The organism is Caulobacter sp. CCH9-E1 (assembly GCF_001556515.1).
Taxonomy (GTDB): domain Bacteria; phylum Pseudomonadota; class Alphaproteobacteria; order Caulobacterales; family Caulobacteraceae; genus Caulobacter.
Genome location: NZ_LSJA01000084.1, coordinates 54584 through 75527 on the forward strand (window position 1 = coordinate 54584; position 20944 = coordinate 75527).

General features: G+C 67.9%; 20 protein-coding genes. 7 read left to right on the forward strand and 13 right to left on the reverse strand.

Annotated features, from left to right (window positions below; genetic code table 11):
- Positions 1-26 precede the first annotated feature (26 nt).
- Positions 27-236: a hypothetical protein gene (locus tag AX690_RS23195; RefSeq protein ID WP_066683373.1), complete on the reverse strand. Its 210-nt coding sequence runs from the start codon at positions 234-236 to the stop codon at positions 27-29.
- Between the two features lie 115 nt (positions 237-351).
- Between AX690_RS23195 and AX690_RS04805 the strand changes: the two genes are divergently transcribed.
- The 5 genes from AX690_RS04805 to lexA all read left to right on the forward strand — a co-directional run bounded on the left by AX690_RS04805 (position 352) and on the right by lexA (position 4236).
- A complete protein-coding gene (locus AX690_RS04805) occupies positions 352-948 on the forward strand; it encodes an aminodeoxychorismate/anthranilate synthase component II (protein ID WP_066683376.1) in 597 nt (198 codons plus the stop codon).
- 10 nt (positions 949-958) lie between these two features.
- Complete coding sequence (gene trpD / locus AX690_RS04810; protein ID WP_066683377.1) at positions 959-1984, forward strand: anthranilate phosphoribosyltransferase; 1026 nt, start codon at positions 959-961, stop codon at positions 1982-1984.
- Complete coding sequence (gene trpC, locus AX690_RS04815; protein ID WP_066683379.1) at positions 1981-2769, forward strand: indole-3-glycerol phosphate synthase TrpC; 789 nt, start codon at positions 1981-1983, stop codon at positions 2767-2769. The genes trpD and trpC overlap by 4 nt, the downstream gene beginning before the upstream one ends.
- 38 nt (positions 2770-2807) lie before the next feature.
- Positions 2808-3413, forward strand: a complete 606-nt coding sequence (locus AX690_RS04820; RefSeq protein WP_066683380.1) for a lysophospholipid acyltransferase family protein — start codon at positions 2808-2810, stop codon at positions 3411-3413.
- Between the two features lie 121 nt (positions 3414-3534).
- Entirely contained in the window at positions 3535-4236 is a 702-nt protein-coding gene (gene lexA, locus AX690_RS04825; RefSeq protein ID WP_066683491.1) for a transcriptional repressor LexA, read from the forward strand.
- Positions 4237-4311: 75 nt separating this feature from the next.
- Here lexA and AX690_RS04830 read toward each other — a convergent pair whose 3' ends face one another.
- Complete coding sequence (locus AX690_RS04830; RefSeq protein WP_066683382.1) at positions 4312-5079, reverse strand: oxaloacetate decarboxylase; 768 nt, start codon at positions 5077-5079, stop codon at positions 4312-4314.
- A 29-nt stretch (positions 5080-5108) separates the two neighbouring features.
- A complete protein-coding gene (locus AX690_RS04835; protein WP_066683384.1) occupies positions 5109-7277 on the reverse strand; it encodes a ComEC/Rec2 family competence protein in 2169 nt (722 codons plus the stop codon).
- Positions 7278-7439: 162 nt separating this feature from the next.
- Here AX690_RS04835 and gltX point away from each other — a divergent pair, with 162 nt between their 5' ends.
- Both gltX and gltA read left to right on the forward strand, forming a co-directional pair.
- Positions 7440-8867 (forward strand): glutamate--tRNA ligase, encoded by a 1428-nt coding sequence (gene gltX / locus AX690_RS04840; RefSeq protein WP_066683492.1) that lies wholly within the window; start codon positions 7440-7442, stop codon positions 8865-8867.
- A gap of 67 nt (positions 8868-8934) precedes the next feature.
- Positions 8935-10215: a citrate synthase gene (gltA, locus tag AX690_RS04845; RefSeq protein WP_066683386.1), complete on the forward strand. Its 1281-nt coding sequence runs from the start codon at positions 8935-8937 to the stop codon at positions 10213-10215.
- A gap of 54 nt (positions 10216-10269) precedes the next feature.
- Here the strand turns inward: gltA and AX690_RS04850 are convergent, their stop codons facing one another.
- Genes AX690_RS04850 through AX690_RS04895 form a run of 10 tightly spaced genes read right to left on the reverse strand, consistent with a single transcriptional unit; the run spans position 10270 to position 20929 of the window.
- Entirely contained in the window at positions 10270-10533 is a 264-nt protein-coding gene (locus AX690_RS04850) for an EscU/YscU/HrcU family type III secretion system export apparatus switch protein (protein WP_066683390.1), read from the reverse strand.
- Complete coding sequence (locus AX690_RS04855; RefSeq protein WP_066730297.1) at positions 10530-12272, reverse strand: flagellar hook-length control protein FliK; 1743 nt, start codon at positions 12270-12272, stop codon at positions 10530-10532. Before AX690_RS04855 ends, AX690_RS04850 begins: the two co-directional genes overlap by 4 nt.
- A gap of 58 nt (positions 12273-12330) precedes the next feature.
- On the reverse strand, positions 12331-13509 hold the full coding sequence (gene lpxB, locus AX690_RS04860; protein ID WP_255357052.1) for a lipid-A-disaccharide synthase: 1179 nt from the start codon (positions 13507-13509) through the stop codon (positions 12331-12333).
- Positions 13506-14348, reverse strand: a complete 843-nt coding sequence (locus tag AX690_RS04865; protein WP_066683393.1) for an LpxI family protein — start codon at positions 14346-14348, stop codon at positions 13506-13508. The genes lpxB and AX690_RS04865 overlap by 4 nt, the downstream gene beginning before the upstream one ends.
- 9 nt (positions 14349-14357) lie before the next feature.
- On the reverse strand, positions 14358-15149 hold the full coding sequence (lpxA, locus tag AX690_RS04870; RefSeq protein ID WP_066683395.1) for an acyl-ACP--UDP-N-acetylglucosamine O-acyltransferase: 792 nt from the start codon (positions 15147-15149) through the stop codon (positions 14358-14360).
- Positions 15146-15625, reverse strand: a complete 480-nt coding sequence (gene fabZ / locus AX690_RS04875) for a 3-hydroxyacyl-ACP dehydratase FabZ (protein ID WP_066683397.1) — start codon at positions 15623-15625, stop codon at positions 15146-15148. The genes lpxA and fabZ overlap by 4 nt, the downstream gene beginning before the upstream one ends.
- A complete protein-coding gene (lpxD, locus tag AX690_RS04880) occupies positions 15622-16647 on the reverse strand; it encodes a UDP-3-O-(3-hydroxymyristoyl)glucosamine N-acyltransferase (protein ID WP_066683399.1) in 1026 nt (341 codons plus the stop codon). Before lpxD ends, fabZ begins: the two co-directional genes overlap by 4 nt.
- Positions 16648-16701: 54 nt before the next feature.
- Complete coding sequence (locus AX690_RS04885; RefSeq protein WP_066683401.1) at positions 16702-17349, reverse strand: OmpH family outer membrane protein; 648 nt, start codon at positions 17347-17349, stop codon at positions 16702-16704.
- Between the two features lie 2 nt (positions 17350-17351).
- On the reverse strand, positions 17352-19715 hold the full coding sequence (gene bamA, locus AX690_RS04890) for an outer membrane protein assembly factor BamA (protein WP_066683402.1): 2364 nt from the start codon (positions 19713-19715) through the stop codon (positions 17352-17354).
- Positions 19716-19732: 17 nt separating this feature from the next.
- Complete coding sequence (locus tag AX690_RS04895) at positions 19733-20929, reverse strand: RIP metalloprotease (RefSeq protein ID WP_066683404.1); 1197 nt, start codon at positions 20927-20929, stop codon at positions 19733-19735.
- Positions 20930-20944: the final 15 nt, after the last annotated feature.

A 20944-nucleotide genomic window follows, 5' to 3' on the forward strand; every position in this document is an offset into this window, starting at 1 on the left:
GCCTTAGGGCTGCTCGAACCCCGGACCTAGGGACCGCCTAGCCGATCCTCGGGAAGGTGCTGAGTGACCACCGGCGGCGCCAGCACCATCACCGTGGCGAAGCTGATCGCGCAGAACGCGGCGAAGGCCGCCGCGGCCAGCACCGGCGCCAGCTTCTGGACGCGCGTTTTGGGCCGCAGCAGAGCGCGGACATAGGCGACAGCGACAGGGTCCAGGGCGGAATCACGCGGGTTCATCCTCATATGATGCTCAAGACCGCGTCCGCTGTAACCGTAACTGAAAGCCGCAGGCGAAATTGGCGCTACACAATGGCTTCGCTCAGGCTAGAACCGACCTCCGAAAGGCGGCGTCATGATCCTCGTCATCGATAACTACGACAGCTTCACCTACAACCTCGTCCACTATCTGAACGAGCTGGGCGCGGAGACCGAGGTTTTCCGCAACGACGCCCTGACGGTGCAGGAGGCCCTGGGCCTGAAGCCCGCCGCCGTGCTGCTGTCGCCGGGGCCCAAGGCGCCGGATCAGGCCGGCATCTGCCTGCCGCTGCTGCGCGGCGCGCCGGAGGACCTGCCGATCCTCGGGGTTTGCCTCGGCCACCAGGCCATTGGTCAGGCGTACGGCGGCGAGGTGATCCGCGCCAAGCAGGTCATGCACGGCAAGGTCAGCAAGGTCCGCCACAACGACAAGGGCATCTTCAAGGGCCTGCCCAACCCGTTCACCGCCACGCGCTATCACAGCCTGGCGGTCCGCAAGGAAGACCTGCCGCCCGAGCTGGAGGTCACCGCCTGGACCGACGACGGCGAGATCATGGGCGTGCAACACAAGACGCGGCCGGTGTTCGGCGTCCAATTCCACCCCGAATCCATCGCCACCGAAGGCGGCCATCAGATGCTGGCCAACTTCATGGACCTGGCGGGCGTGAAGCGCGACACGGCGGTCTGGGTCTAGGGCCGCCGCCATGTCCGACGCTTTCAAGCCCCTGCTGGCCAAGCTGGCCGATGGTCAGACGCTGGGCGACGAGGACGCCGAGGTGTTCTTCGCCGCCTGCCTGCGCGGCGAGCCGACCCCGGCCCAGGTCGCCGCCGCCGTGACCGCCATGCGCCTGCGCGGCGAGACTGTTGGAGAAATCGCGGCTTGCGCCCGCGCCATGCGCCGCGCGGCCGTGCACCTTGATCACCCGTACGAGGTGATCGACGTCTGCGGCACCGGCGGAGACGGCCTCCACACCTTGAACATCTCGACGGCCGTGGGTTTCGTCGCCGCCGGCGGCGGCCTGAAGGTCGCCAAGCACGGCAACCGCGCCATCACCTCCAAGTCCGGCACCGCCGACGTGCTGACCGCCCTGGGCGTCAACATCGACGCCACGCGCGCGCAGCAGCGCCGGGCGCTGGACGAGGCGGGCATCTGCTTCCTGTTCGCCCAGGCCCACCACGGCGCCATGCGGCACGTTTCGCCGATCCGCCAGGAGCTGGGCTTCCGCACCATCTTCAACCTCTTGGGCCCGCTGACCAATCCGGCCGGCGCCAAGCGGCAGGTGGTCGGCGTCTCGGCGCCGCGCTTCGTCGAACCGATCGCCAAGGCGCTGGGCGCCCTGGGGGCCGAGCGCGCCTGGTCGGTGCATGGCTCGGGCCTGGACGAGCTGACGACCACGGGCGAGACCGAGGTCGCCGAGTGGCGCGATGGTCGCATGCATCTCTTCACGATCACGCCGGAAGCCGTCGGCCTGCCGCGCGCGGCGCTGTCGGACATCACCGGCGGCGATCCGGCCTTCAACGCCGCCGCCCTGACCCGGCTATTCGACGGCGAGAAGGGCCCTTACCGCGACATCGTGCTGCTGAACGCCGCGGCCGCCTTCCTGGTCGCCGACAAGGTCGAGACCCTGGTCGAGGGCATCGAGCTGGCCGCCGACGTCATCGACGAGGGCCGCGCCCGCGCCGCCCTGGACGGCCTGGTGGCCGCTACAAACACGGAAGTCCCCGCGTGACCGATATCCTGGCCAAGATCGCCGCCTACAAGCGCGAGGACGTCGCCGGCCGCAAGGCGGCGCGCTCGCAAGCCGATGTCGACGCCGCCGCCAAGGCCGCTTCCGCGCCGCGCGGCTTCAAGGCGGCGCTGGAAGCCAAGCACGCGCCCGGCAAGCTGTCGCTGATCGCCGAGATCAAGAAGGCCTCGCCGTCCAAGGGCCTGATCCGCGAGGATTTCGATCCGCCGCTCCTGGCCACGGCCTATGAGTCTGGCGGCGCGGCCTGTCTGTCGGTGCTGACCGATGGTCCCAGCTTCCAGGGCGCGGACGAATACCTGGTGGCCGCCCACGCGGCGACCGGCCTGCCCTGCATCCGCAAGGATTTCCTGGTGGACCCCTGGCAGGTCGCCGAAAGCCGCGCCCTCGGCGCCGACGCGATCCTGGTGATCCTGGCGATGATCGACAACGTCCTGGCGGGCGAGCTGATGTCGGAAGCCAAGCGCCTGGGCATGGACGCCCTGGTCGAGGTCCACGACGAGGCCGAGATGGCCCGCGCCGGCGCGCTGGGCTCGGATCTGGTCGGGATCAACAACCGCGACTTGAAGAGCTTCGTCGTCGACTTGGCCGTCACCGAACGCCTGTCGGCCCAGGCGCCGAAAGACGCGCTGCTGGTCACCGAGAGCGGCGTCTTCACCCATGCCGACGTCGTGCGGATGGAGGCCACCGGCGCCAAGGCCATGCTGGTCGGCGAAAGCCTCATGCGACACCCTGACGTTACGGCCGCCACGCGAACCCTGATAGGCTGAGCTTGAGCTCAACCTCGGCTCGGCCCGGAAAAGACCGCATGAACTGGCTCGCCCGCGTGGTGAAATGGGCTCTCTCGGCGCATTTCAAGCTCCGCGGCTGGCGTATCGAAGGCGCGCCGCCGGAGACGCGGAAGTTCGTCATCATCGCCGCCCCGCACACCAGCAACTGGGACTTCGTCTACTTCGTCGGCGCGGCGGACGCGCTGAATCTGAAGCTGAGCTTCATCGGCAAGGCGACGCTGTTCAAGCCGCCGTTCGACCAGATGATGCGCGATCTGGGCGGCATCCCGCTGGATCGCGAGCGCTCCAAGGACATGGTCAAGGCCATGGTCGAGGAGTTCGCGCGCCGCGACGAATTCATGCTGACGATCGCGCCCGAGGGCACGCGCGGCAAGGCGCGCGAGTGGAAGACCGGCTTCTACCACATCGCCCAGGGCGCGGGCGTGCCGATGGTGCTGGGCATGATGGACTATCGCCGCAAGGTCGTGGGCTTGGGTCCGGCGATCTATCCGACGGGGGACTACCACGGCGACATGCGGCGGATCATGAGCTTCTACGAGAACTGCACGCCCAAGTTCCCAGAGCTTGCGACGCGCTTCGAAGACCTGGTTGATTCGGCCGCGACGCCGCCTCAAGACCGCTGAGAAACCCCGCAATTCCTGGCCTGAACACAGGGGGAACAGCGTCAACTTGACATTAAGGAAGAACGCCTAGAGAACATCTTCCAAGGTTTGCGGTTTGTTCCGCGCTCCAGCCGAGGTCGACATGCTCACCCGCAAGCAGCACGAACTGCTGATGTTCATCCACGAGCGGATCAAGGAGACTGGCGTCTCCCCGTCCTTCGACGAGATGAAGGAGGCGCTCGACCTGGCGTCCAAGTCCGGCATCCACCGCCTGATCACGGCGCTGGAGGAACGCGGCTTCATTCGCCGCCTGGCCCACCGGGCCCGGGCGCTGGAAGTGGTGAAGCTGCCGCAACAGGCCACGACCGCCGCCCCGCCCAAGGGCCGGAGCGCTTTCCGTCCGCAAGTGTTCGAAGGCGGCGGCGCCCCGCCCGCCGCTGCGCCCGCTCCGGCCGCCAACGACAGCCGCGAACTTCCGATCCTGGGCCGTATCGCCGCCGGTACGCCGATCGACGCCATCCAGCATGAGCGCGAGCGCCTGCCGGTGCCCGAAGCCATGCTGGGCAATGGCGAGCACTATGTCCTCGAGGTCCAAGGGGACTCGATGATCGAGGCCGGCATCCTCGACGGCGACTATGTGATCATCAAGAAGGGCGACACCGCCACCTCCGGCGAAATCGTCGTCGCCCTGGTCGGCGAGGAAGCCACCCTCAAGCGCCTGCGCAAGAAGGGCGGCTCGATCGCCCTGGAGGCAGCCAACCCGAAATATGAGACCCGAATCTTCGGCCCGGACCAGGTCGAGGTGCAGGGCAAGCTGGTGGGTCTGATCCGCCGGTACCACTAGGGCCAGCGAGAGCTGGGTCGCCGAGACCTCCGGAATTTGGCCCAGACCTCAAGCGAGGATCGGGGCCTTTTCGTATCAACGCGCAGGCTGGAGACGCCCCTCCTCCGCCAGCCGTTTGGCGGCGGCGTCGAAGCCCTTCCAGGCGGCCGCGGCGAGAGCGCCGCCCGTGCTGACCCGGCGAACGCCCATTGCGGCCAGGCTCTCGACCGTCATCTCCGGCCCCCACAGCAGGACGTTCACCGGCTTGGGCGCCACGGCTTGGACGACAGCCTTGATCTCCTCCGGATCGGTCACAGCGGGCGCATAGAGGCAATCCGCGCCCGCCTCGGCGTAGGCCTTCAGGCGCTCGAGGATCTGGCCCAAGTCGCGCACGCCGCGCAGATAGCCTTCGGCGCGCCCCACGAGCATCACGTCCTGCTCCGAGGCGTCGATCGCCCGTCGCGCCGCCTTGAGCCGCTCCACGGCCGTCGGCAGGTCGTAGAGGGCCGAACCCGACCAGTCCTCGATCGACAGACCCGCGACGCCAGCGTCGATCGCAAGGGTCACGCTCTGGGCGACGCCTTCAACGGAGTCGGAAAAGCCGTTCTCGAAGTCGGCGTTTACGGGCAGGTCGGTCGCGGCGCACAGCATGCGAAGGTGGCGGATGACCTCATCGCGAGTGATCTGTCCGTCGTCCTTGCCCAGGGACCAGGCCGCGCCGGCGCTGGTCGAGGCCAGGGCCTTGAAGCCCAGTTTCTCCAGCCGACGCGCGCTGCCCGCGTCCCAAGGATTGGGCAGGGCGAAGCAGCCCGCGGCGTGAAGGGCGCGAAAGGCGGCGCGACGGGCGGCGAACAGGTTGGACATGGCGAGACCTCCAGACTTTCCGCCGACACCTAGCGGCCTTCGACGTCATCCGCTGTCAGCAGTCGGCTCCATGGACGCTCGCCGCGCAAGGGCTGCGCCCAGACGATCCGCCAGCCATCGGCCCGATGATAGAGTTCGGCGGCCCCGCCACGGGCGAAGTCCTCCGCCGTCAACAGGACGGTGTCGGCGCAGAGCGGCGGAATGCGGTCTGGCGCCGTGGCGCGGATCACCACGACCTCGCTGTTGACGCACAGGCCCGACAGGGTCTCGGCGTCGGGAGTCTTGCGGCTCCAAGCCAGAGACAGCCGCACTGGCGCGCCCAAGGCCGGCGCGCAGACGCGCTTGTCGCAGGCGTAGAGGTTCCAGGTCGCCGGCGTCAGGCCCCGTCGGCGGGCCCACAGCTCCGCCCCGAACCGCTTGGCGTCGGTGCGCAGCAGAACCGCCGCGTCGCCAGAGCGCACGGCGGCTGTCGCTCCGTCGGCGGCGATCCAGGCATCCGGAGGCGCGGGTCGTGGCCATAGCGCGATGGCCAGAGCCATTGGGACGCCGATCCAGCGCAAACGCCCCTTCCACAGGCACAGCAGCATCAACCCCAGGAAGGCGATGACCAGCACCTGGGGCGGCGCGCTGGCGACGATCTGCTGCGCGCCATGGGCGTCGGCGAAGCCGCTCGCAATCGCGACCATGGCGTCGACGCCCCAGCCGGCCACCGCCAGGAACGGCGCGCCCAGGCCGAACGCCTCCAGAAGCGTCCCGATCGCCAGAAACGGCATGATCACGAACGAGGACAGCGGCGCGACCGCCAGATTGGCCGGCAGGCCCCAGACGGCCACGCGGTTGAAGTGCTGCATGGCGAACGGCGCTGTGGCGAGTCCCGCCACGAGGCTGGCGGCGACGCTGGCGGCCAGCCATGTGATCCCCGCCTGCGGCCAGCGGATCCACCAGGGCGTCGAAATCTCCTTGACCGGTCGTGGCCAGCTCTCGGCCAGGGCGACCAGGGCCGCGGTGGCGGCGAACGACATCTGGAAGCCCGGCTCGCCCGCCGTCTCCGGCTTCAAGGCCAGGATCAGCAGCGCCGCCACCGCCAAGCCGTGCAGGGTGATAGCGCGTCGATCGAACAGGATGGCCAGGAAGGCGACGCTGGCCGTGATCGCGGCTCGCTCGGCGGGCGGCGGCGCGCCGGAAATTACGAGATAGCCCAGCACGGCGACGAGCCCGGCGACGGCGGCGATCTTCTTGCCCGGCGCCCTGAGCGCGAGCCAGGGCCACGCAGCCACGCCCAAACGCACCGCGCCGAACACGAAGCCGCCGACGATCGCCATGTGCAGTCCGGAGATCGACAGGATATGCGCCAGGCCCGAGGCGCGCATGGCGTCGGTCTGCTCCTGCGTGATCCAGGCCTCGTGGCCGGTCACCATGGCCGCGCCGATCCCGCCGCTGGTCGGTCCCATCCGCGCTAGGATCCGCTGCGCGAGGCTCCACCGAAAGGCGTTGATCGCCATGACGATGCGGAGTCGAAGCGGCGGCGGGTCGAGACGGTCGGCATTCAGATCTCCGATCGTGAAGCCGACGCCGCCGATCGAGTCGAACCACGCGTCACGGGCGAAGTCGTAAGACCCCGGCGCGGCCGGCGGCGGAGGCTGGCCCAGCATGGCCTTGAAGCTGATCGCGTCGCCCGGCGCCGGCGTCTCATTCTCGCCGATCGTCACGCGAATGCGTCTTGGCGTCCCCTCGAACGGCAATCCCGAGATCGAGACCGGCGCGATCAGCAGGCGCGGCCCGCCCGCGCCCGGACTGACCACATCGACGACAAAGCCGTCGATGCGCCGCACCGTGCGCTCGCCCGTCATGATCGGCGCCGCCACGCGGTCACTCCGCACCTTCGCGGCGAAGGCGCCCGCCGCGCCAAAGGCTGTCAGGCTCGCCAAGGCGACGATCAAAGCCGTCGCGCCTCGCGCGCGGAGCGTCCACCAGGCGCCGGTGAGCGCCGCGGCGATGGCGGCCAGCAGTATCAAGGAGGGCTCGCGACCAGCCTCCAGATAGGCGGCCGCGCCCAGCCCAAAGGCGACCGGGGCCCAGAGAAAGGCTCGGACCTCATTGGCCCGCAGTTCCGCGAGCGCGAGGACCGCCAACGCGCCAAAGGAGAGCCGCTTGACCGCGACCCGAGGCGGAAGATCGACAGCTTCCGCCCCTAACACGCGGAAACCACGGGATTTTTGACAGCTTGGCCAACTTCGCCGCAGCGCGCGAAACCGCTAGGCCTCGCGGGAACCGCCATGCTAAGACGCCCCGCCCAAGCCGCGTCGCGGCTCGCGTTTTTCGACGCCGCCCTGGCGTCCAGCCTTGCAGCCTTGAAGTCCATGTCGAACCCCTCACCTACTGGCCCAAATCCCACGGGCGTCGTCACGCGCTTCGCCCCCTCGCCCACCGGTTTCCTGCATATCGGCGGCGCTCGCACGGCGCTGTTCAACTGGTTATATGCACGCCATACGAGAGGGAAGTTTCTTATTCGCGTCGAGGACACCGATCGCGAGCGCTCGACCGAAGCCGCCGTGGCGGCGATCTTCGAAGGCCTCGACTGGCTGGGCCTGAAGTCCGACGAGGACGTGATCTTCCAGCACACCCGCGCGCCGCGCCACGTCGAGGTGGTGCACGAGCTGCTGGCCAAGGGCCGAGCCTATCGCTGCTGGATGACGGTCGAAGAGCTGGAAGTCGCCCGCGAGAAGGCCCGCGCCGAGGGCAAGGCGATCCGCTCGCCGTGGCGCGACGCGCCGGAAGGCGACCTGTCCGTCCCGCACGTGATCCGCTTCAAGGGCCCGCTGGACGGCGAGACCCTGGTCGACGACATGGTCAAGGGTCCGGTGACCTTCCGCAACATCGAGCTGGACGATCTGGTGCTGCTGCGCGCCGATGGCGCTCCGACCTATAACCTCGCCGTCGTCGTGGACGACCACGACATGGGCGTCACCCACGTGATCCGGGGCGACGACCACCTGAACAACGCCGCCCGGCAGACCCTGATCTATCAGGCCATGGATTGGGCCGTGCCGGCCTTCGCCCATATCCCGCTGATCCACGGTCCGGATGGCGCCAAGCTCTCAAAGCGCCACGGCGCTCAGGCCGTCGGCGAGTTCGCGGATCTGGGCTACATCCCGGAAGGCATGCGCAACTACCTGGCGCGCCTGGGCTGGGGCCACGGCGACGACGAGGTGTTCAACGACGAGCAGGCGATCAGCTGGTTTGACGTAGCCGACGTGGTCAAGGCGCCCGCGCGCCTGGACTGGGCCAAGCTGAACCACATCAACGCCCAGCACCTGCGCAAGGCCGACGACGCGCGTCTGACGGCGCTGGCCCTGGCTGCCGCCGAGAAGCGCGACGAGCCCCTGCCCGCCGACGCCCGCGAGCGCATCGCCCGCACCGTCCCGGAAGTGAAGGAAGGCGCCAAGACCATCCTGGAGCTGGTGGATCACTGTGCGTTCGCACTGAAGACCCGCCCACTGACCCTGGACGAAAAGACGCAGAAGCAGCTGACGGATGAAACCGTCGAGCGCCTCAAGCGCTTGCGTGAACAGCTGGCCGCCGCCCCGGCCTTCGACGCTGGCACGCTGGAGACCGTATTGAAATCATTCGCGGAATCGGAAGGCGTCGGTTTCGGCAAGTTCGGCCCAGCCCTGCGTGGCGTCCTGACCGGGGGCGCGCCGGCGCCGGATCTGAACAAGACGATGGCCGCTCTCTCTCGCGAAGAGAGTTTGGGGCGACTTGACGACGCCCTGGCGCCGCGCGCATGAGGCGCTATAACGCACCCGCGAAAACGAAAGTTGGACTGCTCGTTCCAATTTATGAAGGGGTCTAAGTATGACCGATAAAGCCACGCTGACGATCGGCGACAAGAGCTACGACCTGCCGATCCTCAAGGGCAGCACGGGTCCGGACGTCCTCGACGTCCGCAAGATCTACGGCGAAAGCGACCACTTCACCTTCGATCCTGGCTTCACCTCGACGGCGTCTTGCGAGAGCAAGATCACCTATATCGACGGCGACGCCGGTGTTTTGCTGCACCGCGGCTATCCGATCGACCAGCTGGCCGAGAACTCGTCGTTCCTCGAGGTCTGCTATCTGCTGCTGAACGGCGAACTGCCCAAGGCCGACGAGTTCGCCAAGTTCGAGCACAACATCACCTATCATACGATGCTGCACGCGCAGTTCGACCGGTTCTTCGAGGGCTTCCGCCGCGACGCCCACCCGATGGCCGTCATGACCGGCGCCGTCGGCGCCCTGTCGGCCTTCTACGCCGACAGCATGAACGTCGACGACGCCCGTGAGCGCGAGATCAGCGCTCACCGCCTGATCGCCAAGATGCCGACGATCGCCGCCCGCGCTTACAAGTACACGGTCGGCCAGCCGTTCGTGTCGCCGCGCAACGACCTGTCGTACTCGGAAAACTTCCTGCGCATGTGCTTCGCCGTGCCGGCCGAGGACTGGAAGCCGAACCCGGTGCTGACCCGCGCCATGGATCGGATCTTCATTCTGCACGCCGACCACGAGCAGAACGCCTCGACCTCGACCGTCCGCCTGGCCGGTTCGTCGGGCGCGCACCCGTTCGCCTGCATCGCCGCCGGCATCGCCTGCCTGTGGGGCCCGTCGCACGGCGGCGCGAACCAGGAAGCCCTGGAAATGCTGGAGACCATCGGTTCGGTCGACAACATCAAGGACTACGTCCAGGGCGTGAAGGACCGGAAGTACAAGCTGATGGGCTTCGGCCACCGCGTGTACAAGAACTTCGACCCGCGCGCGAAGGTCATGCAGAAGACCGCGCACGAAGTCCTGGGCCAGCTGGGCCACAACAACGACCCGCTGTTGAACGTCGCCCAGGAGCTGGAAAAGGTCGCCCTGAACGACCCGTACTTCGTCGATCGCAAGCTGTACCCGAACATCGACTTCTATTCGGGCATCACCCTGCGCGCGATGGGCTTCCCGACCAACATGTTCACCGTACTGTTCGCCCTGGCCCGCACCGTGGGCTGGATCAGCCAGTGGAAGGAAATGTTCGAGGATCCGACCCGCAAGATCGGTCGTCCGCGTCAGCTCTACACCGGCGCCACGCAGCGCGATTACGTTCCGGTCGAAAAGCGCTAAGCGCCACGGCGAGGACCAAGGATCAGGCCCCGCTTCGGCGGGGCCTTTTTCGTTTCAGGGCTTGAGCAGGAAACCCAGAACCTCGGCGACGGCGCGATAAAGGTTCTCCGGGATTTCCTCGTCGATCTCGATCGTCGAGAGCGCCTGAGCCAGCACCGGATCTTCCTCGATCGGCACCCCATGCTCGCGCGCGGTCTCGATGATCTTGTCGCCCACCCAGCCCTGGCCGGAGGCGACGACGCGGGGCGCGCTGGTCTCGTCGTGCAGCAGAGCAACCGCGATGCGCGGCCGCGCCGTGGGGCCCGAGATCCCGCTCATGAGGCCTGGTCCACGAAATGGCCCAGCGCCCGCGCATCCTTGACCGGCGGCGGGCCGGAGTGGACGGCGACCTCCGGCGTCAGCTCGGCCTGGCGTAGCGCCGCGCTCAGCGCCTCTTCGCCGGCGCGCAGACGCGCGATGGTCTCGGCGCGCTCGGCCCACAGCGAGACCCGCGCCCGGGCGCCGGTCAGGGTGATCAAGGCGTGCACGGCCCCCAGCGGCTCGACATCGATCGAGAAGCGCACGCGATAGGTCCGTTCGACCGGTCCGACCATGGCGCCGCCTCCGCCGCCGTCACGGGTGATCTCGAACTGCGCCACCGCCACGCCCTGCGGCGTCACGAACGGCGCGTCCAGGTTCAGACGCGCAGGCTGCGGGCGAGTCTCGCCGGTCTCCGGATCGTGGTGGACCTCTCGCAGCGACGCGATCTGCATCAGGTCCTGCCGCGCCAGGGCGGCGGCGGCGCCTTTCAGCAGGCGGCGAACGATCTCGTCAGGCGCGGCCTGGGAAGGCAAGGCGGAGACCGCAGGGCGCTGTCCGGCCATCGGCCCGTCCGCGAACGGCGGCGGAGGCGTTCCCGGCTTTCTGGAGTCGGCGACCAACCCGCCATAGCCCCGCGCGGCGAGCGGCGCGGCCGCCGTCGGCGGCGGAGGATGACCTTCCTTCGTCGCGATCGAAGCGTCGGCCAGGTCCAGCAGCCCAAGAACCGTCGGCGTGGGCTTGGCCGACTGCGCCGGAGGCGTCGCCTTCGAGGGCGCAAGGAAGGCGGCGAAACGCGGCTCGACGGCGTCGTCCGGAGACTCCTGCGACCGGCCGGCTGCGGCCGGAGCCGAGGACGCGGCCTCCTCATCCGTCGCCACGGGCGGTTGCGGCTTCGACGCACCCGGCGCAAGCGCTGCGTGCTGCGGCCCATCCTCTTGGGCGTCCAAACCCTGTGGCGGCGAGAACGGCGCTTCCGCGACCGCTTCCTGTTCCGGCAAGGACGGCGCCCCGGACGCTGGTGTCCTGACGCGATAATCGACCTCGGCCGCCTCCGGCGACTCATGGGCCGTGCTGTCCGTGTCCAGCCGGTGTTCCAGCTCCTCCATCTGAGCGGGCGTCGTCCGCGCGAGCCAGGCGCTCAGAGCGCCCTTGAAGACCAGCAAGGCCGCCTTCAAATCGGTGTCGGGGAATGCAAGGGGAGCCGCGCCTCCCGTCGTGGACGCCCCGCTCCGAGCCAGCCGAGCCTCCAGAAAGACGCCGGACTGCGCGACCGCCTTTCTCAAGCCCCGGGGCGTGGACATCTCGAAGACGCGCGGCAGGCGGGCCATCAGGGCCTCGGCCGCGCTTCGCACCTCCGGCGGCGTGTCCAGGCGCTCCAGGACCGCGGCGACGTCCGCCATCAGCGGCGCAAGCCCCGCCTGACGCGGGACCGCGTCCGCAGCGGCGAGACGCACCGCGCGCATCAGCCGGGTTTCCTGCGGCGGCGGGCGCGGCGCCGGCGCGCTGGACGCCCCGCCGCCCGATGAGGACACCGCCGCGCGTCCGGCGTCCTGGGTCGAGGCCTTGTCGGCCTGCTCCACATTGTGGTGCGGCTTGGCCGCGTCGGCCGATGGCTTTCCGACGAGCTCGCCCAGCGTATTCGTGACATTGGCCAAGGCGGCGCGCGCCATGGCTTGCAGAACGACCGAATTCGGCTGGCTCCCGGCCGGCGCGGCGGGATTGATCGGAGTCAGGGGCGCGGTCGGGTCTATGGCCACGACGACGGCTCCGCGAGGGACGTTATCCAGAGATTAAGACTCGGATGTAAACCGCCAGTTAACCTTGAAGTGCGCCGCGCGCCGTCAGGAAATCGATCATCGCGGTCGCCGCCGCCTCGGACGGGTCGGGCATGCCCCGGCCCATCTTGTCGAGCGCCGCGTACTGGTCGGCCGTCTGCCGCGCTCGGCGTTCGGGATCGTCGAGCAGTTCGCCGACCGCCCGCGCGAGGGCCTCACCCTCGCACGCATGCTGAATGAACTCGGGCGCGACAGCGCGGCCGGCGGCGATGTTGAACAGGGTGATCCAGCGCGGTTTCATCAGGCGCTTGAGGATGGCGTAGGTGATGGCGCCGGTCTTGTAGCCAACCACCATCGGACGCCCCGCCAGGGCCAGCTCGGTCGTCACGGTGCCGCTGCAGGCCAGGGCCACATCGCCGGCGACGAAGGCGTCGTCCTTGAGCTGTTCGTCCTCGATGACATGCGCCCGGAAGGGCCAGCCAGCGACCCTGGCTTTGACGGCTTCGACGACGGTGTAGGCGGCGGGCACAACCACCACCAATTCCGGACGATCGGCCTTCAGTCGGAGCACCGCATCTTCGAAGGCCGGCATCACCCGCTCGATCTCCGAGGGACGGCTGCCGGGCAGGACCAGCAGCATCGGCTCGTCGGCGCTTACACCGATGGCGGCGCGGAGGCGCTGGGAGTCGGCTCGATCGAACCGCTTGGCCAAGGCCGAATTGCCAACGAAGACGTTCTCCAGCCCGGCGGCGTCGAAATAGGCCTTGTCCATGGGCTGGATCGACAGCAGCAGATCGACCGCCTTGGCCAGGGTTTGGGCGCGGGCCGGATGATAAGCCCACACCTGAGGGGCCACGTACTTCACCAGCGCGATGTCGGGATTGGCCTTCCGCAGGGCCTTGGCCAGTCGGATGTTGAAGCCCCAGCTGTCGATCAGCACGGCGACGTCCGGCTTCTCGCGAACCGCCAGCGCCACGGTGTCGGCCAAGCGCGCCTTGACCGTGGGATAGGCTTTCAGCCCCTCCCAGATGCCCAGAATGGACAGCTGGGCGATGTCGAAGGGGCTCTGGACGCCCTGCTCGGCCATCTTCACACCGCCAACGCCCACGAAGGTCACGCGATCGCCGAGCCTGACTCGCAACGCCTTGGCCAGGGACGCGCCAAGCGCGTCGCCCGAGGCCTCGGCGGCGACCAACATGACCTTCAGGGGCGCGCTCAACCGTCGCCTCGCGGATCGACCCCCAGCACGAAGAGACCTAGTTCGTCGGCGGCCGCGATCACCGCCTCGCGGTCGACCACCAGCAGTCGACCAGCCTCGCCGACGACACCGGCCAGACCGGCGCGCGCGGCGCGATGCAGGGTGGCGACGCCGATGGTCGGCAGGTCCACCTTGGTTTCCTGGATCGGCTTGGGCGCCTTGGCCAGCACGCCGCGCGGGCGTTCGGCCGAGCCTCGGATAGCCTGTGGCAGGTCCGCGACCCGACGGAGCATGGCGTCGGTGCCCTCCTGGGCCTCCACGGCCAGCACCAAGCCATCGCAGACCACGGCGCCCTGCCCCACGTCCAGCCGGCCGATCTCGCGCGCCACCATCAGCGCCTTGTCGATGTCGGCCATGTGCTCGGCGGCCGGATAGAAGCGGCCCAGGCGGCCCAGAGGCAGGGTCATCTCGCCGACGACCTCATGGGCGCCCTCGATCTCGAAGCCTTCCTTCTCGAACTCGTCCAGCACGCGGCGCAGCAAGGCGTCGTCGCCCTGGCGCGCGGCCATGATCAGGCCTGGCACGACCTTCAGCCCCCGCGCGTCGGGCATCAGGGCGGCGAAGTCCGGACGCTTCACATTGCCGGCGAAGCAGACCACCTCACAGCCCTCGGCCTTCAGCGCCTTGAACACCTTGCCGAACTCGCCAAGCCCCACGTCGACGCCCGGATAGCGCGCCAAGGCGGGGTCGGCGAAGCTCTTCAGCCGCATGACCGCGAACGACCGTCCCGCCGCCTCGCAACGGGCGGCGAGTTCGACGGGCAACGCCCCGCCGCCAGCGATCAGACCCAGCTTACGCATGTCTAGAGCCTAGACTTCCCGCTCGGGCAGGCACAGGGGGCGGTTGGCGTCGGCGCGGATGAAGTCGACGATTTCCATGACCTCGGGATTGCCCGCGTGGATCTCGGCCACGTCGTCGAGACGCTCCTGGAACGTGCCTTCGTCGGCGAACATCAGGCGGTAGGCCGCGCGCAGGGCGTTGATCGTCTCGCGCGAGAAGCCTCGGCGCTTGAGGCCGACCAGGTTCAGGCCCTCGAGGTGGGCGTGGTTGCCCCAGACCGAGCCATAGGGGATGACGTCCTTGGTCACGGCCGCGAGACCGCCGATGAAGCTGTAGCGGCCGATGCGCGAGAACTGGTGCGCGGCCGCCAGACCGCCCATGAAGACATAGTCGCCGATCGCGACATGGCCGCCCAGGGTCGCGCCCTTGGCCAGCACCACGAAGTCGCCGACCGTGCAGTCGTGGGCGACGTGCGATCCGACCATGTAGAGGCCGTCCGAACCGATGGTGGTCACGCCCTTCCCCGAGGCCGTGCCGGTATGCATCGTCACGTGCTCGCGGATGATGTTGCGGGGACCGATGATCAGCTCGGTGCGCTCGCCCTTGTGCCCCAGGTGCTGAGGCGGTCCGCCGAGATTGGCGAACGGGTGGACGACGCAGCCCTCGCCGATCGTCGTGGCGCCTTCCACGACCACGTGCGACAGCAGCCGCACGCCGGCGCTCAGCGTCACATCGGGGCCGACGATGCTGTAGGGACCGATCTCGACGTCCGAGGCGATCTTGGCCTCGGGCGCGACCAGGGCGGTGGGATGGATCGTCATGCCTTGGGCCCCGTCTCGACCACCATGGCGGCGAACTCGACCTCGGCGGCGACCTTGTCGCCGACCTTGGCGACGCCTTTGAACTTGAAGATCGACGAACGCGCCCGCAGCACCTCGACCTCCATGCGCAGCACGTCGCCGGGACGGACGGGCGTGCGGAAGCGGGCGTTGTCGACCGACATGAAGAAGATGGTCTTGCCCTCGGTGTCGACCTCCAGCGACTTGCTCATCAGCACCGCGCCGGTCTGGGCCAAGGCCTCGATGATCAGCACGCCGGGCATCACCGGGTTGCCCGGGAAGTGCCCCTGGAAGAAGGGCTCGTTGACCGTCACGCACTTGATGCCGACGATCGACTTGTGCGCGTTGTAGTCCTCGGCGCGGTCGACCAGCAGGAACGGATAGCGGTGCGGAATGCGCGCCAGGATCTCGGCGATGTCGATATCGGTCGACGCCGCTTGTTCGGTGGTTTGGCTCATTCGTCGCCCCTCGTCACTCGGCCGCCCGCTCTTCGCGACAGCCAGGCGGTCTCCCGGAGCCACCGCTTCAGCGGCCTCGCCGGGAATCCCGTCCATGTTTCACCTTTCGGAACGTCCTTGAACACGGAGGCGGCCGCCCCGATGCTCGCGCCCGAACCGATATTCAAATGGTCGGCCACCCCGGCCTTGCCGCCGAAGGCGACGCCGTCGCCCACCGTCGTGCTGCCGGAAATGCCGGTAAACGCAGCCAATACGCAATTACGCCCGATACGGACGTTGTGGGCGACGTGCACAAGATTGTCGATCTTGGTGTTCTCGCCGATCGTGGTGTCGGCGAAGGCGCCGCGATCCACGCAGCTGTTGGCGCCGATCGTCACGTTGTCCTGGATCACCACCCGCCCCAGCTGCGGCAGGTCGACCATGCCGCGCGGCCCCGCGGCGGCGCCAAAGCCGGCCTCGCCGATCACCGCGCCCGCCGAGATGGAAACGCGGTCGCCAATCAGCGCGAAGCCGATCACGGCGTTGGGTCCGATCAGGCAATCGCGGCCGATGATGACGCCGGGACCAATCACGGCGCCTGGCCCGATCCGCGTCCCGCGGCCGACCCGAGCGCCCGGCCCGATCGCCGCGGATGGGGACAGCAGGACGCCCTCCTCGAGACCCGCATCGGCGTGGACGGCGCTGGACGCCGGCTCGTGGCGACGCGGCGCGTGGAGACGTGCGGCGGCGGCGGCCCAGGCCGCCTGAGGGTGCCTGGTGATCAGGGCGGCGCAGGTCGGCGGCAGAAAGTCACGGTGTTCCGGGCGCACAAAGCATGCGCCGGCGCGCGTGGCGGCGGCGGCGTCCTTGCGCTTGACGTCCGAGAAGAAGGTGATCGCCTCGACGTCGGCGGCGTCCAGCGGCGCGACATGGGCGATCTGGCGGTCGCCCAAGGCCGCGTCCGCCAATTCGGCGGCGCCGGCCCGGGCCAACTCGGAAAGCGATGCCGGACCCAGGCTATCGAAGAAACGCGGGTCCGGCATGGCTCCTCACGGCGAATACAATTCCCTTAGGTAACCCCAAAGGAGCCGATTCGCTTACTTATTGGTCGGCTGCAGAGCTTGAGCGCCCGGGACCTGCTGGTCCAGACGTTCGCGATCGAAGGTCAGCGTCTTGATGCGAGCGTCCAGAGCGGCGACCACGGCGTCGGTGATGTCCATCGCCGGGTTGGCCAGCATCACGGAATCGCGGTCGAACAGGATGCTGCACTTCTGAGCCTGGTAGACTTGGCGGATCGGCGTATCCAGCTCTTGGTAGACGCGCGACAGCGCCTTTTGCTCGGTCGCCTCGACTTCGCGCTGACGCAGCTGCGCCTTACGCTGCCAGGCATTGGCCTTGACCTGCAGGGCGGCGGCTTGCTGCTCCTGGGCGTCCTGAGCCAGGGTGGCCTTCTTGGCGTCGAGACCCTTGGCTTCGTTCTCAAGCGCCGTGCGCTCGCTGGTCAGCTCGGCGTTCACCTGCTGGGCGATGGTCTTCAGACGGGCGTCGACGGCCTTGCCAACCAGAGACTGACCGACCGCGCGCTTGTCGGAGAAGATGCAGACGCCCGGCAGGGCCGGACCATGCGTGACGGTCGGAGCCGCGGGAGCGGCGGCCGGCGCGGCCGGAGCCGTCTGGGCCGAAGCGCTGGTCGCGATAGCGAGAGCGACAACGCTGGAAGCGGCCGCGGACAGGAACTTGGACATGTTTATTGGAACCTTGTGGAGGTGGAGAACCGGAACGTTTCGGTTCGGTCGTAGCTTTCCTTGGCCAAAATGCGGCTGATATCGAACCGAATGGGGCCCATGGGGGATTTCCAGTCGATCGAGATACCCGCCGAGGCACGCAGGCCGAGGTTATCCTTGATGTTCGGATCGAAGACGCCAGGCGACTTCTGACGATCCACATCGTCCAGCAGACCGGCCGTACCCACGTCGCTGAACAGGGCGGCCTTGATGCCGTACTGTTCGGGCAGGAAGGTCGGAACGGTGAGCTCGAAGGTGCTGATGGCGTAAAGCTTCGCGCCCATCGAGTTGTTCGTGCTCGAGATGTCGCGCGGACCGATACCGGCGATCTCGAAGCCGCGGAAAGAGGTGCCGCCGCGATAGAAGCGGTCGTTGATCCGGACGTTATCGCCGCCCCAGCCCTGGATGTAGCCGAACGAGCCCGTGGCGCTGAACACGAGGTCCTTGGTGAAGCCCCAGTACCAGCCGGCGTCGGCTTCGGTCTTCAGGTACTTCACGTCGCCGCCCAGGCCGGCCAGGTCCTGGTTCAGGTCCGCGAACCAACCGCGGGTCGGGTTGATCGGGTCGTTACGCTTATCGATCCGCAGGCCATAGCCAATCATCGAGGTGATGTAGGCGCCGCGCTGCAGGCAGAGGATCTGCGAGACCGAGCCGCTGGTGCAGAGGCTGTCGGCGACGCTGACGTCGTCCTGGCGAACCGTGTAGCGCAGGCTCATCGACGCGTCGTTGGTCAACGGGAAGCCGAAGCGCACGTCGCCGCCGACCGACTTGGTGTCGTACGCGGCGTAGTCCGACAGGTTGTAGCGGAACGTATAGAGGTTCACGCCCGCCACGAGGTTGCGGCCCAGGAAGCGCGGCTCGGAGAAGCCGAAATCGATCTGCTGGCGCAGCGAGCCGACCGACGCGCGGGCGCGGAAGTTCTGGCCACGGCCGCGGAAGTTCCGCTCTGTAATGCCGACGTCCAGAACCAGCTTGTCGACCGAGCTATAGCCGGCGCTGAACGACAGCTCGCCGGTGGGCTGCTCCTCGACCTTGACCCGCAGGCTCGTGCGGTCCGGCGCAGATCCGGGGGTGTCGTCGATATCGACTTCCTTGAAGAAGCCCAGGCGGCGGATGTTGTTCTTCGACCGATCGACCAGCACGCGGTTGTAGGCGTCGCCCTCGGCGACCTCCAGCTCGCGGCGCAAGACATAGTCGAGCGTGCGCGTGTTGCCCACGATGTCGATGCGATCGACATAGACGCGCGGCCCTTCGCGAACCGAGAACACGACGTCCACGGTCCTGGTCTCGCGGTTCGGCACGTAGCGCGGGCGCACGTCCACGAAGGCGAAGCCGGCCGCGCCCGCCGCGAAGGTCAGGGCGTCGGTCGCCTGCTCGATGCGCTCGTCCTCGTAGAGCTGACCGGCGCGGATCGGCAGGATCTGGGCCAGCAGATTGCCGTCCAGCTTCTTGAGCTCAGTCTCGACCGTGACCTTGCCGAACTTGTACTTCGGACCTTCGTCCAGCGTGTAGGTGACGGCAAAGCCGTTCTTGTCCGGCGCCAGTTCGGCCACCGACGAGATGACGCGGAAATCAAAATAGCCGCGGTTACGGTAGAACTTCCGCAGTTGCTCGCGGTCGTACTCGATCCGGTCGGGATCGTAGTTGTCGTTGCTGGTGAGGAACTTGTACCAGCGGCTTTCCTTGGTCACGATGACATCGCGCAGGTCGTTGTCCGAGAACTCGGAATTGCCCAGGAAGTTGATGCCAAGAACCCCGCTCTTGGGGCCTTCGCTGATCTCGAACACCAGGTCGACCCGCTTCTGCGGCAGCTCGACGACCTTCGGCGTCACGGTCGCCGAAATGCGGCCCGAACGGCGATAGAGCTCGATGATGCGCTGGACGTCGGCCTGCACCTTGGCGCGGGTGAAGATGCCGCGCGGGCGGATCTGCACTTCGTCCTTCAGCTTGTCTTCCTTGAGGGACGAATTCCCTTCGAAGACGACCTGGTTGATGATCGGGTTCTCGACGACCTTCACGACGAGGTCGCCGCCCTGCATCTCGATCTTCACGTCCGCAAACAGGTCGGTGCGCGCCAGGGTCTTCAGCGCCAAGTCGAGGCGCTGGGAGTCGACCGTATCGCCCGGTTGGATCGGTAGGTAGGACAGGACGGTGCCCTGCTCGATCCGCTCGTTGCCCTGCACGACGATGCGCTGCACCACCCCGGTCTGGGCGGCCTGTGCGAAGGCTTGATGCGGAGCCACCAAGGCCGTCGAACCGAGGAGCAGCGCCATACCCGTGGCGAACGCGGCGCTTTGGGCGCGGAATCTGTTCATGTGACCAATCATGGACGGAGGGCGGGCGTTCACGTGAACAGGCCGCCGATGAATTTGAACACGTCGTAGCGGTTGAGGTCGTTCCACGCCGCGAACAGCATGAAACCCAGGATCAAGGCAAGCCCCGCACGGAAACCGGCCGCCTGAAAGTCCGCTCGCAGCGGCCGCCGGGCCACGGCTTCATAGGCGTACATCAGCAGGTGGCCGCCATCCAGGACGGGGATCGGCAACAGGTTCATGAAGCCGATGCTGACCGACAGGCTGGCGATCAGCAGCATGGACGAGACGAAGACGCGCAGCGCCATGGTCGCCATGTCCGGCGCGCCGGCGGCGCTGGCCTTGGTCACCGCGCCGGCGGTGTGGCCGATGCCGATGATGCCGCTGATCTGGTCGGCGGGCAGCTGCCCGGTCACCAGGCGGCCGAGATAGAAGCCGATCGTCTTGATCATGCCCCAGACCTCGACCGTGGCGTCGGGAATGGCGGTCAGGACACTGGACTTCTCAAGGCGCGAGACGCTGCCCAGCACCACGCCCATACGGCCTTCCTTGATCCGGCCGCGGATGTCGTCGCGGCTTTCAGCCAGGGCGGGAACGACCGTGACGTGCTGCACGCGCCCTGCCCGCTCGATCGTCAGGTCGACCGGCATCTTGGCGCGCAAGGAGATGTAAGCGCTGACGTCGCCCGCGCCGCGGATCGGCGTCTTGTCCGCCTTCAGCAGAATGTCGCCCGGCAGCAGGCCCGCCTGGGCGGCCGGAGAGTTCGGCTGCACCTCGCGCACGGTCGCTTGGCCGCGCGGATTGCCGATGACGACCAGGAAGGCGGCCATGATCAGGATGGCCAGGATGAAATTGGCCATGGGACCGGCGACGGCGATCAGCGCTCGTTGCCAGACCGGCTTGAAATGGAAGTAGCGCTTGACCGCCGCCTCGCCCTCGCGGACGACAATGGCGCGCTTCATCGCCGCGAGGTCGTTCTGGTCGGGCACGCTGGCGGCGTTCTCGTCGCCCGAGAAGCGGACGTAGCCGCCCAGCGGAATGGCGGCGATACGCCACTCGACGCCCTGCTTGTCGCGCCAAGAGAACAGAGCTCGACCGAAACCGATCGAGAAGCAGTCGATCGCGACCCCACAGGCGCGCGCCACCCAGAAATGGCCCAGCTCGTGGATCGTCACCACGATGGACAGCACGAAGATCGTGGGAACGATGTAGAACAGCACGTCGGTCATGAAATGGCCGGGTCT